At 64.6% G+C, this 12,073-nt stretch carries 10 protein-coding genes; 6 read left to right on the top strand and 4 right to left on the bottom strand.

Translation table 11 applies throughout. The features are described 5' to 3' along the window. The first annotated feature begins 180 nt into the window (after positions 1-180). Positions 181-1,248 (top strand): glycine--tRNA ligase subunit alpha, encoded by a 1,068-nt coding sequence (locus NKH16_RS15135; RefSeq protein ID WP_352900128.1) that lies wholly within the window; start codon positions 181-183, stop codon positions 1,246-1,248. On the opposite strand, the gene NKH16_RS15130 is transcribed toward NKH16_RS15135, so the two are convergent. Continuing rightward, a complete protein-coding gene (locus tag NKH16_RS15130; protein WP_352501982.1) occupies positions 1,245-1,418 on the bottom strand; it encodes a hypothetical protein in 174 nt (57 codons plus the stop codon). The two genes, NKH16_RS15135 and NKH16_RS15130, sit on opposite strands and share 4 nt — an antisense overlap. A 262-nt stretch (positions 1,419-1,680) precedes the next feature. Here NKH16_RS15130 and glyS point away from each other — a divergent pair, with 262 nt between their 5' ends. After that, entirely contained in the window at positions 1,681-4,278 is a 2,598-nt protein-coding gene (gene glyS / locus NKH16_RS15125; RefSeq protein ID WP_352900125.1) for a glycine--tRNA ligase subunit beta, read from the top strand. 28 nt (positions 4,279-4,306) lie between these two features. Here glyS and NKH16_RS15120 read toward each other — a convergent pair whose 3' ends face one another. Then, positions 4,307-4,738 carry a hypothetical protein gene (locus tag NKH16_RS15120; RefSeq protein ID WP_352900122.1) on the bottom strand — a complete coding sequence of 144 codons (432 nt, stop codon included), beginning with the start codon at positions 4,736-4,738 and terminating at the stop codon, positions 4,307-4,309. 159 nt (positions 4,739-4,897) lie between these two features. Here NKH16_RS15120 and NKH16_RS15115 point away from each other — a divergent pair, with 159 nt between their 5' ends. The 3 genes from NKH16_RS15115 (at position 4,898) to NKH16_RS15105 (ending at position 8,080) form a co-directional block, all read left to right on the top strand. Then, the gene (locus NKH16_RS15115) at positions 4,898-5,878 is read left to right on the top strand and encodes an L-threonylcarbamoyladenylate synthase (protein ID WP_352737076.1); all 981 of its coding nucleotides are present in this window, start codon (positions 4,898-4,900) and stop codon (positions 5,876-5,878) included. Between the two features lie 18 nt (positions 5,879-5,896). Continuing rightward, complete coding sequence (locus NKH16_RS15110) at positions 5,897-7,327, top strand: FAD-binding oxidoreductase (RefSeq protein WP_352900119.1); 1,431 nt, start codon at positions 5,897-5,899, stop codon at positions 7,325-7,327. A 186-nt stretch (positions 7,328-7,513) separates the two neighbouring features. Next, positions 7,514-8,080 carry a DUF6101 family protein gene (locus NKH16_RS15105; protein WP_023674094.1) on the top strand — a complete coding sequence of 189 codons (567 nt, stop codon included), beginning with the start codon at positions 7,514-7,516 and terminating at the stop codon, positions 8,078-8,080. On the opposite strand, the gene ubiA is transcribed toward NKH16_RS15105, so the two are convergent. Continuing rightward, positions 8,081-9,064 carry a 4-hydroxybenzoate octaprenyltransferase gene (gene ubiA, locus NKH16_RS15100; RefSeq protein ID WP_352900143.1) on the bottom strand — a complete coding sequence of 328 codons (984 nt, stop codon included), beginning with the start codon at positions 9,062-9,064 and terminating at the stop codon, positions 8,081-8,083. Between the two features lie 156 nt (positions 9,065-9,220). On the opposite strand from ubiA, the gene purD reads away from it, so the two are divergent. Continuing rightward, positions 9,221-10,498: a phosphoribosylamine--glycine ligase gene (purD, locus tag NKH16_RS15095; protein WP_352900116.1), complete on the top strand. Its 1,278-nt coding sequence runs from the start codon at positions 9,221-9,223 to the stop codon at positions 10,496-10,498. Positions 10,499-10,508: 10 nt separating this feature from the next. Here the strand turns inward: purD and NKH16_RS15090 are convergent, their stop codons facing one another. Beyond that, positions 10,509-11,609 carry a glycoside hydrolase family 25 protein gene (locus NKH16_RS15090; protein ID WP_352830926.1) on the bottom strand — a complete coding sequence of 367 codons (1,101 nt, stop codon included), beginning with the start codon at positions 11,607-11,609 and terminating at the stop codon, positions 10,509-10,511. Positions 11,610-12,073 lie beyond the last annotated feature (464 nt).

Below are 12,073 nucleotides of genomic sequence, written 5' to 3'. Positions count from 1 at the left end.
GCTCGATCACCCAAAGATGCTCCGGTCTCCCGTCCGCCACCGCACCTGCCTTCATAGCAGAGTCGGCAAGAAACAAGTTACAAAGGGAACACCTTCAAAGGCCTGACCCCCTCTGCCTTGACGCTTGCTGGCCAGGCATCTAGGACGTGCCGGCATCCCGCCTTTCCCGCCGAGGCCGCCGTGACCGTTGATATCCCTGCCCACATGCACCCCAGCCGCTCGTTCCAGGGGCTGATCCTGACGTTGCATAATTATTGGGCGGACTATGGCTGCGTCGTCCTCCAGCCTTACGACATGGAAGTCGGCGCCGGCACATTCCATCCGGCAACGACATTGCGCGCGCTCGGCCCAAAACGCTGGAACGCGGCCTATGTCCAGCCCTCGCGCCGCCCCAAGGACGGCCGCTATGGCGAGAACCCGAACCGGCTGCAGCACTATTACCAATACCAGGTGATCCTGAAGCCCAATCCGCCCAATCTGCAGGAGCTTTACCTCGGCTCGCTGGCCGCGATCGGCATCGATCCGCTGCTGCATGACATCCGCTTCGTCGAGGACGACTGGGAAAGCCCGACGCTGGGCGCCTGGGGGCTCGGCTGGGAGTGCTGGTGCGACGGCATGGAGGTGTCGCAGTTCACCTATTTCCAGCAGGTCTGCGGCATCGAATGCGCACCGGTGGCGGGCGAGCTCACTTACGGGCTGGAACGGCTGGCCATGTATGTGCAGGGCGTCGACAATGTCTACGACCTCAACTTCAACGGCCGCGAAGGCGCCGACAAGGTGACCTATGGCGACGTCTTCCTGCAGGCCGAGCAGGAATATTCGCGCCATAATTTCGAATTCGCCAACACCGCAATGCTGCTCAGGCATTTCGAGGACGCCGAAGCCGAGTGCAAGGCGCTGCTCGAAGCCGGCGCGCCTGTCTCCCCCCTTGAGGGGGAGATGCCCGCGAAGCGGGCAGAGGGGGTCACCTCAGAAGGCACCACAAGTAAAACGTCGAGCACTGCACGAGCGACCCCTCCCGGCCAGACCTTGTCTGGCCACCTTCCGCTCAAGAGGGAGGGATATCACCGCCTTGTATTCCCCGCCTACGACCAGTGCATCAAGGCCAGCCACGTCTTCAATCTGCTCGATGCCCGCGGCGTCATTTCGGTCACCGAGCGCCAGAGTTACATCCTGCGCGTTCGCAATCTGGCCAAGGCCTGCGGCGAGGCGTTTTTGCTGACGCAGGCGGGCGGCTTGGCGGCTTAGCTCCAGGCGGTTTCGGCAGGGGCGCTGATTGGCAACGTGCCTTGGCCGCTTGCACCGGCTATTGTCCGCAGCGCCTGCCTGACGCCGGGCATCGAGAACGTGCCATGAACTTGCGCCGTGAAGCAGGCGCTGAGCGCGAGGATCTGCAGGAATGTCGATGCCGTTCTCATGGTCGGTCAGCCAATAGCTCTCTGCCTGAGCGTTGGTCGCTTCAGCGCTGCGTTCGGTTCAGGGAAATCTTTGATCCAAGGACGGGCGGACCGGCGCGTGTCCGACAGGCGGCTGAATTTTTTCGGAAATCGCCGTTAGATGTCCCGATCGAGCGGGGAAGGGTGACAGCGGCCAGCCGAGTTGCTATGCCCCCGCTTACCTCCCCCTCGATGGGGGAGGTCGCCGCGAAGCGGCGGCTATTTTTGTCCATGAGTTCCTTCGATGCCCGACCTGCTTTTAGAACTCCGTTCGGAAGAGATTCCCGCCCGCATGCAGCGCAAGGCTGCCGGCGATCTCAGGAAGCTTTTGACCGACGGGCTGGTCGACGCCGGGCTGACCTACGAGGCGGCGCGCGAATATTGGACGCCGCGCCGGTTGACGCTCGACATTCGCGGCCTGACCGCCCGCTCGAAGGACATCAGCGAGGAGATCAAGGGGCCCTCGACCAAGGCGCCCGAGCCGGCGGTGCAGGGTTTTCTGCGCAAGGCCGGCCTTGCCTCGATTGCCGAGGCGCATGTTCATTCCGATCCGAAGAAGGGCGACTTCTACGTCGCCCATATTTCCAGGCCGGGCAGGCCGGCGGAGCAGATCATCGCCGAGCTGGTGCCGGGCATCATCCGCAACTTCCCCTGGCCGAAATCGATGCGCTGGGGGCCGGCTTCGGCCAAGCCCGGCTCGCTGCGCTGGGTGCGGCCGCTGCAATCGATCCTGTGCACCTTCGGCCCCGAAACCGAGGAGCCGGTGGTCGTCGATTTCGAGATCGACGGCATCCGCTCAGGCAATATCACCTACGGCCACCGTTTCCATGCGCCTGGCGCCATCACGGTGCGCCGCTTCGACGATTATGTCGCCAGGCTTGAGGCGGCCAAGGTCGTGCTCGATGCCGACAGGCGCAAAGAGATCATCCTTGCCGATGCCAGGAACCTCGCCTTCGCCAGCGGGCTCGACCTCGTCGAGGACGAGGGGCTGCTGGAGGAAGTGTCGGGCCTGGTCGAATGGCCTGTCGTGCTGATGGGCGAATTCGAGCAGGATTTTCTCGCCATTCCGGCCGAGGTAATCAGGCTCACCATCCGCGCCAACCAGAAGTGCTTCGTGACGCGGCCACATGGCGCGGGCGAAGAGCTTTCCAACCGCTTTATCCTGACCGCCAATATCGAGGCCAAGGATGGCGGCAAGGAGATCGCCCATGGCAATGGCAAGGTGGTGCGCGCGCGCCTGTCCGACGCGCTCTATTTCTGGAAGACCGACCAGGGCGACCTGCCGGATCTCGACCAGCTGCAGGCATCGGCGGAAAAGTTCGGGCTTGATCTAGAAAAACCGCTCGACCAGCGCATGGCCCGCCTCGACCACCTCAATGTAACGTTTCATGCCAAGCTCGGCACGCAGGGCGAGCGGGTGGAGCGGATTGCCAGGTTGGCCGAAGAATTGGCGCCGCTCGTGGCGCAGTCGATCTCCCCCCTTGAGGGGGAGATGGCCGGCAGGCCAGAGGGGGTCGCCTCGCGTGAAGCGCCGGCATCCTCTGTCCGCGAGAGGGCGTCGCGTCAGGACGTGCCGACCCCCTCTGTCGCCTTCGGCGACATCTCCCCCTCGAGGGGGGAGATTACCGCGCTGGCGCGCCGCGCCGCCGTGCTCGCCAAGGCCGACCTCACCACCGAAGTGGTTGGCGAGTTCCCGGAACTGCAAGGCGCCATGGGCCGCAAATACGCACTGCTGCAGGGCGAGCATCCTTCCGTTGCCGCGGCGATCGAGGAACACTACAAGCCGCAGGGACCGTCCGATCGCGTGCCAACTGATCCGGTTTCGGTGGCCGTGGCGCTTGCCGACAAGCTCGACACGCTGGTCGGGTTCTGGGCTATTGATGAAAAGCCGACCGGATCGAAGGACCCCTATGCGCTCAGAAGAGCGGCGCTGGGAGTGGTCAGGACTTTGGTCGAGAACGGGGTGAGACTGCCGCTCCAGCGCCAGTTTTTAAACTCGCTGTTCGGGCTTACCTTCAATCGCGGCAATCGGTTTTCGGTGGTTTGGCGAGCGGACGACGAGGGCGATTTCACTACTGGCGTTGGATCAGCCGACGATTTGATCAGTGAACGGGCAGGTTCGCTGTCCTCGGAAATACGCGGCGTCGAATTACCGGACCATTCCGCGTCTGAGATAATTGCCGATCTCCTGTCCTTCTTCCACGACCGCCTGAAAGTCTATCTCCGCGATCAGGGCGCGCGGCATGATCTGATCGACGCGGTTCTGGCGGCAGGTTCGCGCCCGATCTCCCCCCTAGAGGGGGAGATGTCGGCGCAGCCGACAGAGGGGGGCGCTGTCCCGCCAGCCTCTCATTCTGTCGCGCCCCCCTCTGCCCTGCCGGGCATCTCCCCCTCTAGGGGGGAGATCGGCCAATCGTCCAACGACGACCTCCTGCAAATCGTCCGCCGCGTCGAAGCGCTTGGCTCCTTCCTCGACAGCGAGGACGGCAGGAACCTGCTTGCCGGCACCAAGCGCGCTGCCAACATCGTGGCTGCCGAGGAGAAGAAGAACACGACGATCGCCGACCGTGTTGAGCCGGCGCTGTTCCGGGAGGGCGCCGAAAAAACCTTGTACGCCGCGGTCAATCAGGCCGAGAAGCAAGCCGGCGAAGCAATTCAAAACGAAGACTTTTCCGCCGCCATGCTGGCGCTTAGCGTGTTGCGCGAGCCGGTTGATTCATTCTTTGAGAAAGTCCTGGTAAACGATGAGGACCAGGCCGTGCGTGCCAATCGCCTGGCATTGCTCGCCCGCATCCGCGCGGCGACCGACCGGGTCGCGGATTTCTCCAAGATAGCCGGCTGACGTCCGGGAAAAATCATCGCTTGTGGCGCTATTTCGGCTGGTCGGGAGCTGCTAGCGGCGCAGGCTGCTGCGCAGCTGGTTCAGGGGTTTTGCTGGCGACCTTTGGGTCGGCCTTGCTGTCCGCGGCGGGCGCGGCAGCGGTGGCCGGCGCGGCCTTGGGCGCGGGCGTTGCAAAGGCATCGCCGACGATACCGCCGCGAATGATCATCGGACTTCCGTCGAAGCCATGACTCGGCTGGCTCGGGATTGCCGCGACCTTTTCATCGGCGACGTTTTCATTGACGTCAGGCAACTTCTCGCCGAGCGCGACGATCGACGGTGTTTTCGCCCGTTCGAGCGCGCCGGCATTTACAACCGAAGGCGTCGCCGTCGTTTGCCCGAGAAAAACGAGCGACGAGGCCTGTGCCGTGCCGGCCATAAACGCCAGACCAAGCGCTCCAAGGATACGCAGCGAAAGCATGATAATTCCCCTTGCCCAACAAGGCGGCACCCTAGCCGAGGGCAGTTGATGCCGGCTTGCGGGGAAACATAGCATTTTAGCGATTTGCGATTCGCCTACGCCCGGACTTGCTCCGTCGGCGTCAGCGTATTAGGCACCCGCATCCGTGAGGTGACGACAGTGGCTGAAATTCGTGCCGTCGGCGAGGCGATGGAAAGGGCGTTGGCGCTGCTCGAGAGCGGCGATGTCGTCGCCATCCCGACCGAGACCGTCTATGGGCTGGCCGGCGACGCGACCAACGGCGTTGCCGTGGCCCGCATCTTCGAAGCCAAGGGCCGCCCTCGCTTCAACCCGCTGATCGCCCATATAGCCGACCCGGCGATGGCCGAGCGCATCGCGCTGTTCGACCCGCTGTCGGAAAGATTGGCGCACGCATTCTGGCCGGGGCCGCTGACGCTGGTGCTGCCGCAACGGCCCGGCAACGGCATTCATCCGCTGGTCACCGCCGGTCTGGAAACGATCGCGCTGCGCATGCCGAAAGGCTTTGGCGGCGAGCTGATCGCCAGGTTCGGCCGCGCGCTGGCGGCGCCAAGCGCCAATTCCTCGGGCAGGATCAGCGCCACGACGGCCGAGGCCGTGGCCGCCGATCTCGGTCCCCGGATCAAGCTTGTGGTCGACGGCGGCGCGACGCCGGTCGGGCTGGAATCGACCATTGTCAAGGTCGAAGCTGGAAAGCTGCGGCTGCTGCGGCCGGGCGGCATTGCCGCCGAAGAGATCGAAGCAGTGGCCGGGACAAAGTTGCTGCGCGGCGCTTCGGGCATCGAGGCGCCCGGCATGCTCGCCTCGCACTATGCGCCAGGTGCGGCAGTGCGGCTCAATGCTGCGAAGGTCGCGCCGGGCGAAGCCTTGCTGGCCTTCGGCCGCCGCCGTGCCGAAGGCTGGCGCGATGCAGCCGCACTGCGCAATTTGTCGGAGACCGGCGACCTGCGCGAGGCGGCAAGCAATCTCTTCGCCCATCTGCAGGATCTCGATGGCAGCGGCGCCAAAACCATCGCCGTCGAGCCGATCCCGTTCGACGGGCTGGGCGAGGCGATCAATGACCGGCTTTCGCGCGCCGCCGCCCCGCGTGACAAGATCGCCCCGCGTGACAAGATGGATTGAGCACCATAGTTTCCACCCATGAACGACATTTCCCCCGATCTCGACCCCGCCGTCATCGCGCGCTTTGCGGCAATCGTCGGCGATAAATATGCGCTGCGCGATCAGCAGGACATCGCACCTTACCTCACCGAGCGGCGCGGACTTTGGCACGGCAGGACGGCGCTGGTGCTGAGGCCGGGGAGCGTCGAGGAGGTCAGCCGCATCATGCGGCTGGCAACCGAAACCGGCACGCCCATCGTGCCGCAAAGCGGCAACACCGGGCTGGTCGGCGCCCAGGTGCCGGACGCATCCGGCCGCGAGATCGTGCTGTCGCTGTCGCGGCTGAACCGCATCCGCGAGATCGATACGCTGTCCAACACGGTGACGGTCGAAACCGGCGTCATCCTGCAGACGCTGCAGGAAGCGGCCGATGCCGCCGACCGGCTGTTTCCGCTGTCGCTTGCCGCGCAAGGCTCCTGCCAGATCGGCGGCAATCTCTCCTCCAACGCCGGCGGCACCGGCGTGCTTGCCTACGGCAATGCGCGCGAGCTGTGCCTCGGCGTCGAAGTGGTGCTGCCGACCGGTGAAGTGTTCGACGATCTGCGCAAGCTGAAAAAAGACAATACCGGCTACGATCTGAAGAACCTGTTCGTCGGCGCCGAGGGTACGCTCGGCATCATTACCGCCGCCGTGCTCAAGCTGTTCCCCAAGCCCAAGGGGCGCGAGGTGGCGTTTGCCGGCCTGTCATCGCCGGAGGCGGCATTGTCGCTGTTCAGCCTGGCGATGGACCGTGCAGGGGCAGCGCTCACCGCCTTCGAGCTGATCGGCCAGAGGCCTTACGACTTCACGCTTGCCCACGCACAAGGCGTGGTGCGGCCGCTTGCCGGCGATTGGCCGTGGTATGTGCTGATGCAGATCTCGTCGGGCCGTTCGGCCGACGATGCAAGGGCGCTGATCGAGGAGGTGCTGGAGGCAGGCCTCGAGCAAGGGATCGTCGGCGATGCGGTGATCGCGGCAAGCATGGCCCAGGGCGATGCGTTCTGGAATTTCCGCGAGGTGCTGCCCGAGGCGCAGAAACCGGAAGGTGCCTCGATCAAGCACGACATCTCGGTGCCGGTGGCGTCAATCCCGCCCTTCATTGAAAAGGCCGCCGGCGCCGTGCAATCGGTCAGTCCCGGCGCGCGCGTCGTCTGCTTCGGCCACATGGGCGACGGCAACCTGCACTATAACATCTCCCGGCCGGTCGACGGCGATGACGAGGCGTTTCTCGGCCTTTACCACGTCATGAACAAGGCCGTGCACGACGTCGTGCGCGCGTTTCATGGCTCGATCTCGGCCGAGCACGGCATCGGCCAGTTGAAGCGGGACGAATTGATCGCGACGGCGCCGCCGATGGCGATCGAGCTGATGCGCAGGGTGAAGGCCGCCTTCGATCCGGCCGGCATCATGAATCCGGGTAAGGTTATCTGATCCTTTCGCCGGCCTGCGCCGGTTGGCATTCCGATAACCATCCGCCCCGGATCAGCAAAATTTAACCGACTTTCTTAAGCGCGAGGATAAGAAGCCCGCGCTAATGTTTCTCCACAAACGAGGCTGGGAAAACCGGCCCGGAGAACCGGAAACACCGGCTCTCAGGAGAAACAGGAAAGGCACGATATGAACACTGGACTGAAGCCAGTCTGGGCCGGGCGCAATATGCGCCTCGACCCATTCCGCCTGCCGCAAGTGGTGAGCTACGCCACCCGCGACGACTATGGCGACGTTACCTTCACCATCGACCAGCGCGGCGCGGTTATCCGCCGCACGCTGGAGATGAGCGGCGTGCCGGCGATCATCGCTCTGCCCGCCAACGCGTTTCGCGGCGTCGCCGCCCGCGCGATGGAGGATCCGGATGGCAATGTCACAGTGACGCTTGAGCTTCTGCACAATGACCCGATGCTGTCGGTGCCGCTGCTGGTCGCCGACGATCTCGACGACGTCGCCGCTGACTGGCGCGCCTGGGCCGACGCCTACCGCCTGCCGATGCTGCTGATCGAGGCCGACGGCATTGCCCGCACGCTGGAGGAATCGCTCGGCGCCGCCATCAAGGCGCTGCCGGCGCAGGACCGCCGCAAGGGTCGCGTCTCGACCATGCGCCGCCCGCGCTTCCTCGCCCGCCGCCGCGCCGGCGACCTCGGCCTCAGGCTGGTCATCGGCGGCGAGGAGCTCATTTCGCGGGAGTAGCTAAACCAGCGGCTTCAGCGCCACCCAGGCCGCGCCGCCGATCAGGCCGAGGAAGATCAGCCAGCCGACCTGGTTGTTCGATCTGAACAGCCTCAGGCACTGGTCCGGGTCGTCGATGTCGAGCACGCCGATCTGCCGCGCCAGATGCGCGCCGGCGGCGATCAGCCCGGCCAGTGCAGGCACCGGTGCCTGTGCCGAGGCAAAGGCGATGGCGAAGCAGACCAGCGCTCCGCCATAAAGCCCGGCCAGCCAGACCTTGGTATTGTCGCCGAACAGGCGCGCCGTCGAGCGCACGCCGATGATGGCGTCGTCTTCCTTGTCCTGATGCGCATAGATCGTGTCATAGCCGATCACCCACAGGATCGAGCCGATATAGAGCATGATTGCCGGCCCATCGAGATCGCCGAACTCGACCGCCCATCCCATCAGCGCTCCCCAGGAAAAGGCAAGGCCGAGAACGAGTTGCGGCCAATTGGTGTACCGCTTCATGAACGGGTAGACGGCGACGATGACCAGCGAGCCGATGCCGAGCAAGATGGCGAAGCTGTTGAACTGCAAAAGCACGGCAAGGCCGACCAGTGCCTGCACGACAACAAACATCCAGGCCTGCCGGCGCGTGACCTTGCCGGCCGGCAGCGGCCGCGAGCGCGTGCGTTCCACCTGGTTGTCGATGTCCTCGTCGACCAAATCATTGTAGGTGCAGCCGGCGCCGCGCATGGCGAACGCGCCAAGAAAAAACAGCAGCAGATACCACGGCGACGGCAGCAGCGAGAGCAGCGGGTCCGTCGGACGCGGATAGGCGCTCGCGGCAAGCGCAGCCGACCACCAGCATGGCCACAGCAGCAATTGCCAGCCGATCGGCCGGTCCCACCGGGCAAGCTGCGCATAGGGCCACAACCGCCGCGGCAGCACGCGATAGACCCAGTGGCCGCTCGGCGCATCGGCGACGCGGCCCTGGGCCGCTTTCGACTGGACGGTTTCCATTTTGCTGGAGTGGCAGCAGAGGCGAATGCCGTCAAGCGTCAAGCAGCCCCCGCACGCTCGCCACGCGCAATCGGCGCTTCGGCAGCCAAATGTCTTGACCCGTCGCGCGCGGCGCAATAGCGCAGTCCTGGTCGTGGAATGACGAGGAATCTGGGCATGCGTGTTTTGCTGATCGGCTCTGGCGGACGAGAGCATGCGCTGGCCTGGAAGATCGCGGCGTCGCCGCTGCTGACCAAACTCTACGCGGCGCCCGGCAATCCGGGCATCGGCCACGAAGCCGAACTGGTGAGGCTCGATACTGCCGATCACGCAGCGGTGGTCCGGTTTTGCCGCGAGAATGAAATAGGCCTCGTCGTGGTCGGGCCGGAAGGGCCGCTGGTCGCCGGCATTGCCGACGACCTGCGCGCCGAGGGCATCCGCGTCTTCGGACCGTCAAAGGCAGCGGCACGGCTGGAAGGCTCGAAAGGTTTCACCAAAGACCTCTGCGCCAAATACGGCATCCCGACCGCCGCCTATGGCCGCTTCGACGATCTGGCTTCGGCCAGGGCCTATGTCGAGAAGACGGGTGCGCCGATCGTCATCAAGGCCGACGGCCTCGCCGCCGGCAAGGGCGTCACCGTCGCCATGACGCTTGACGAGGCGCTGGCCGCGCTCGACGCCTGTTTTGACGGCTCCTTCGGCCAGGCCGGCGCGGAAGTGGTGGTCGAGGAGTTTCTCGTCGGCGAAGAAGCAAGTTTCTTCTGCCTGTGCGACGGCACCACCGCGCTGCCCTTCGGCACCGCGCAGGACCACAAGCGCCTCAGTGACGGCGACACCGGCCCGAACACCGGCGGCATGGGCGCCTATTCGCCGGCCCCGGTGATGACGCCGGAAATGATCGACCGAACCATGCGCGAGATCGTCGAGCCGACCATGCGCGGCATGGCTGAAACAGGCGCTCCGTTTTCCGGCGTGCTGTTTGCCGGGCTGATGATCACTGACAGCGGGCCGAAGCTGATCGAATACAACACCCGTTTCGGCGACCCGGAATGCCAGGTGCTGATGATGCGGCTGAAGGACGATCTGCTCGTCCTGCTCAACGCAGCCGCCGACGGCCAGCTGGCGCATACTTCGGTGCGCTGGCGCGACGAGGCGGCGCTCACCGTGGTGATGGCAGCCAGGGGCTATCCCGGCACGCCGGAAAGGGGCTCGGTCATCCGCGGCGTCGAGGCGGCGGCGGCTGAGGGCGTCGAGATATTTCATGCCGGCACCGCCATCAACGGCGGCGCACTCGTCGCCAATGGCGGTCGCGTGCTCAACATCACGGCGACCGGCCGCACGGTCGGCGAGGCGCAGAAGAAGGCCTACGCCGCGCTCGAGCGGATCGACTGGCCGCAAGGCTTTTGCCGCCGCGACATTGGCTGGCTGGCGGTGGCGCGCGAGCAGGCGAACTGATGCTTCGGCCTCAGCGCAAGCCGTGGTCGAATTCGGTCGAGAAGCTGCTGACCGCATCGGCGGTGGAGACAAATCCTGGCACCGATGCCGCACGCTTTTCGTTTCGCGTCCAGGCGACATATTCGGCAATCCCGCGCAGAAGGCCCGGTGCCGCCTTCGCCGCAGCCATTTGAAAGCCGCTGCTGAACCTGGCCAGGCGCGCCCTGAATACCGCGACCATCTCCTCGAAGCTTGCTGGCGTCACGCTTGCGTAAGTGATGGTGCCGCCGGCGAGCCCGGCTTCGCGTGAGAGCGGCACCGGTATCGAGGCGAGATAATCCGGCTGCACGTCGATCAGGCCGCCGAACGGCCACTGCGCGCGCAATTCCGTGGCGTTCATCGGCGCGACGCTGACGTCGATATCGTTGGGTGTGCCCGCGACCCTGTAAGGGCAGCGGAACCGGCCGCAATTTGCTCGCGCCGAAAACTGCCAGAGCGCATAACCCTGCCAGTTGCCCATCGGAAAATGCACGCCGATGTCTGGCTTGTAGCGCGCATACCACAGCGGCAGCCGGGACAGGAGCGGGTATTTATACTTGTTGTCGGCGATATGCCGGGCTGTCGTGTCGTTGGTGTAGAGCACCGGAAAGCGGCCAACCCGACGATGCACATGGCGCACGAATTCCTCGGCATCCTCGAGCGACATCCATTGGGTGGGATCATCGTCCTCGATGTCGAGGGCAAGCAGGTCATCCGGCCCGGGTTTCACGAAATTGATGAAATTATTGGCCTGTCCCACGGGGTTGCCGGGGCGGGCGAGATGATAGGCACCCCATTTCAGGCCCAGCGCCTTGGCCACCACCTTGCGCGTCTGGAACAGTTCCTGTGCCATCGCATGGCGTTTCCAGAGCGTCTTGCACAGCCGCGTCTCGGTCTCGTCGCCGAAACAGAAATAGGGTGGCGGCATTCCGTCCGATGCTTTGTTGATGAAGCCGACAAGACGCTTGTCGGCGGCTAGTCGGGTCCAGTCGATGGAATTGTATTCGTAGGCGTCGACGACCAGCGCCCGGTCCGCATCCTTCCACGGTTCGGAGAAATCCGAGGCCTTTGCCGGCGTCAGCGCCAGCGTCATCGCTGCCGCGACAAGGAGAAGCGCTGAGCGGACAAGGGGGCGCGCCGGCGTTTTCAAACAGCAGATCCTTGCTGGCCAAAGCCAAATCCTGAACCGCCCTGGTTAAGGAAATGCTTTCGATCGCGGCCCGCGCATGCCACGGCTCGGTCAGCTTCTCCGTCGATGGTCTTGATGGTTGTCACTGGCGAGAGGGGATATGAAACGGGTCGAGCGCCGGCACTTGCAACAGCGTTCCCTCGGCCTCGCGTTTGCGATGAGGGGTCAGCGAACATGGTGGTGAGCACAATATGCCGCGATCCGACCAATAGGCTGCACCGTTCTCGACCTTACCTTCATGATAGCAAAAACCGGCCGTCCGCCAGAGCAGGCGCATTCGCTACAGCGATAGGTGTCAGGTCGTGCGAGCACGAGGCAATCCTATTTCGGTGTTCTGCTCTCTCTTGCCGAATTTAGCCTGCGTCGTG

Source organism: Mesorhizobium sp. M1307 (assembly GCF_040318155.1).
Classification (GTDB): domain Bacteria; phylum Pseudomonadota; class Alphaproteobacteria; order Rhizobiales; family Rhizobiaceae; genus Mesorhizobium.
Note: the sequence above shows the minus strand (reverse complement) of the source record. Positions and strands in the feature narration are given on the sequence as shown.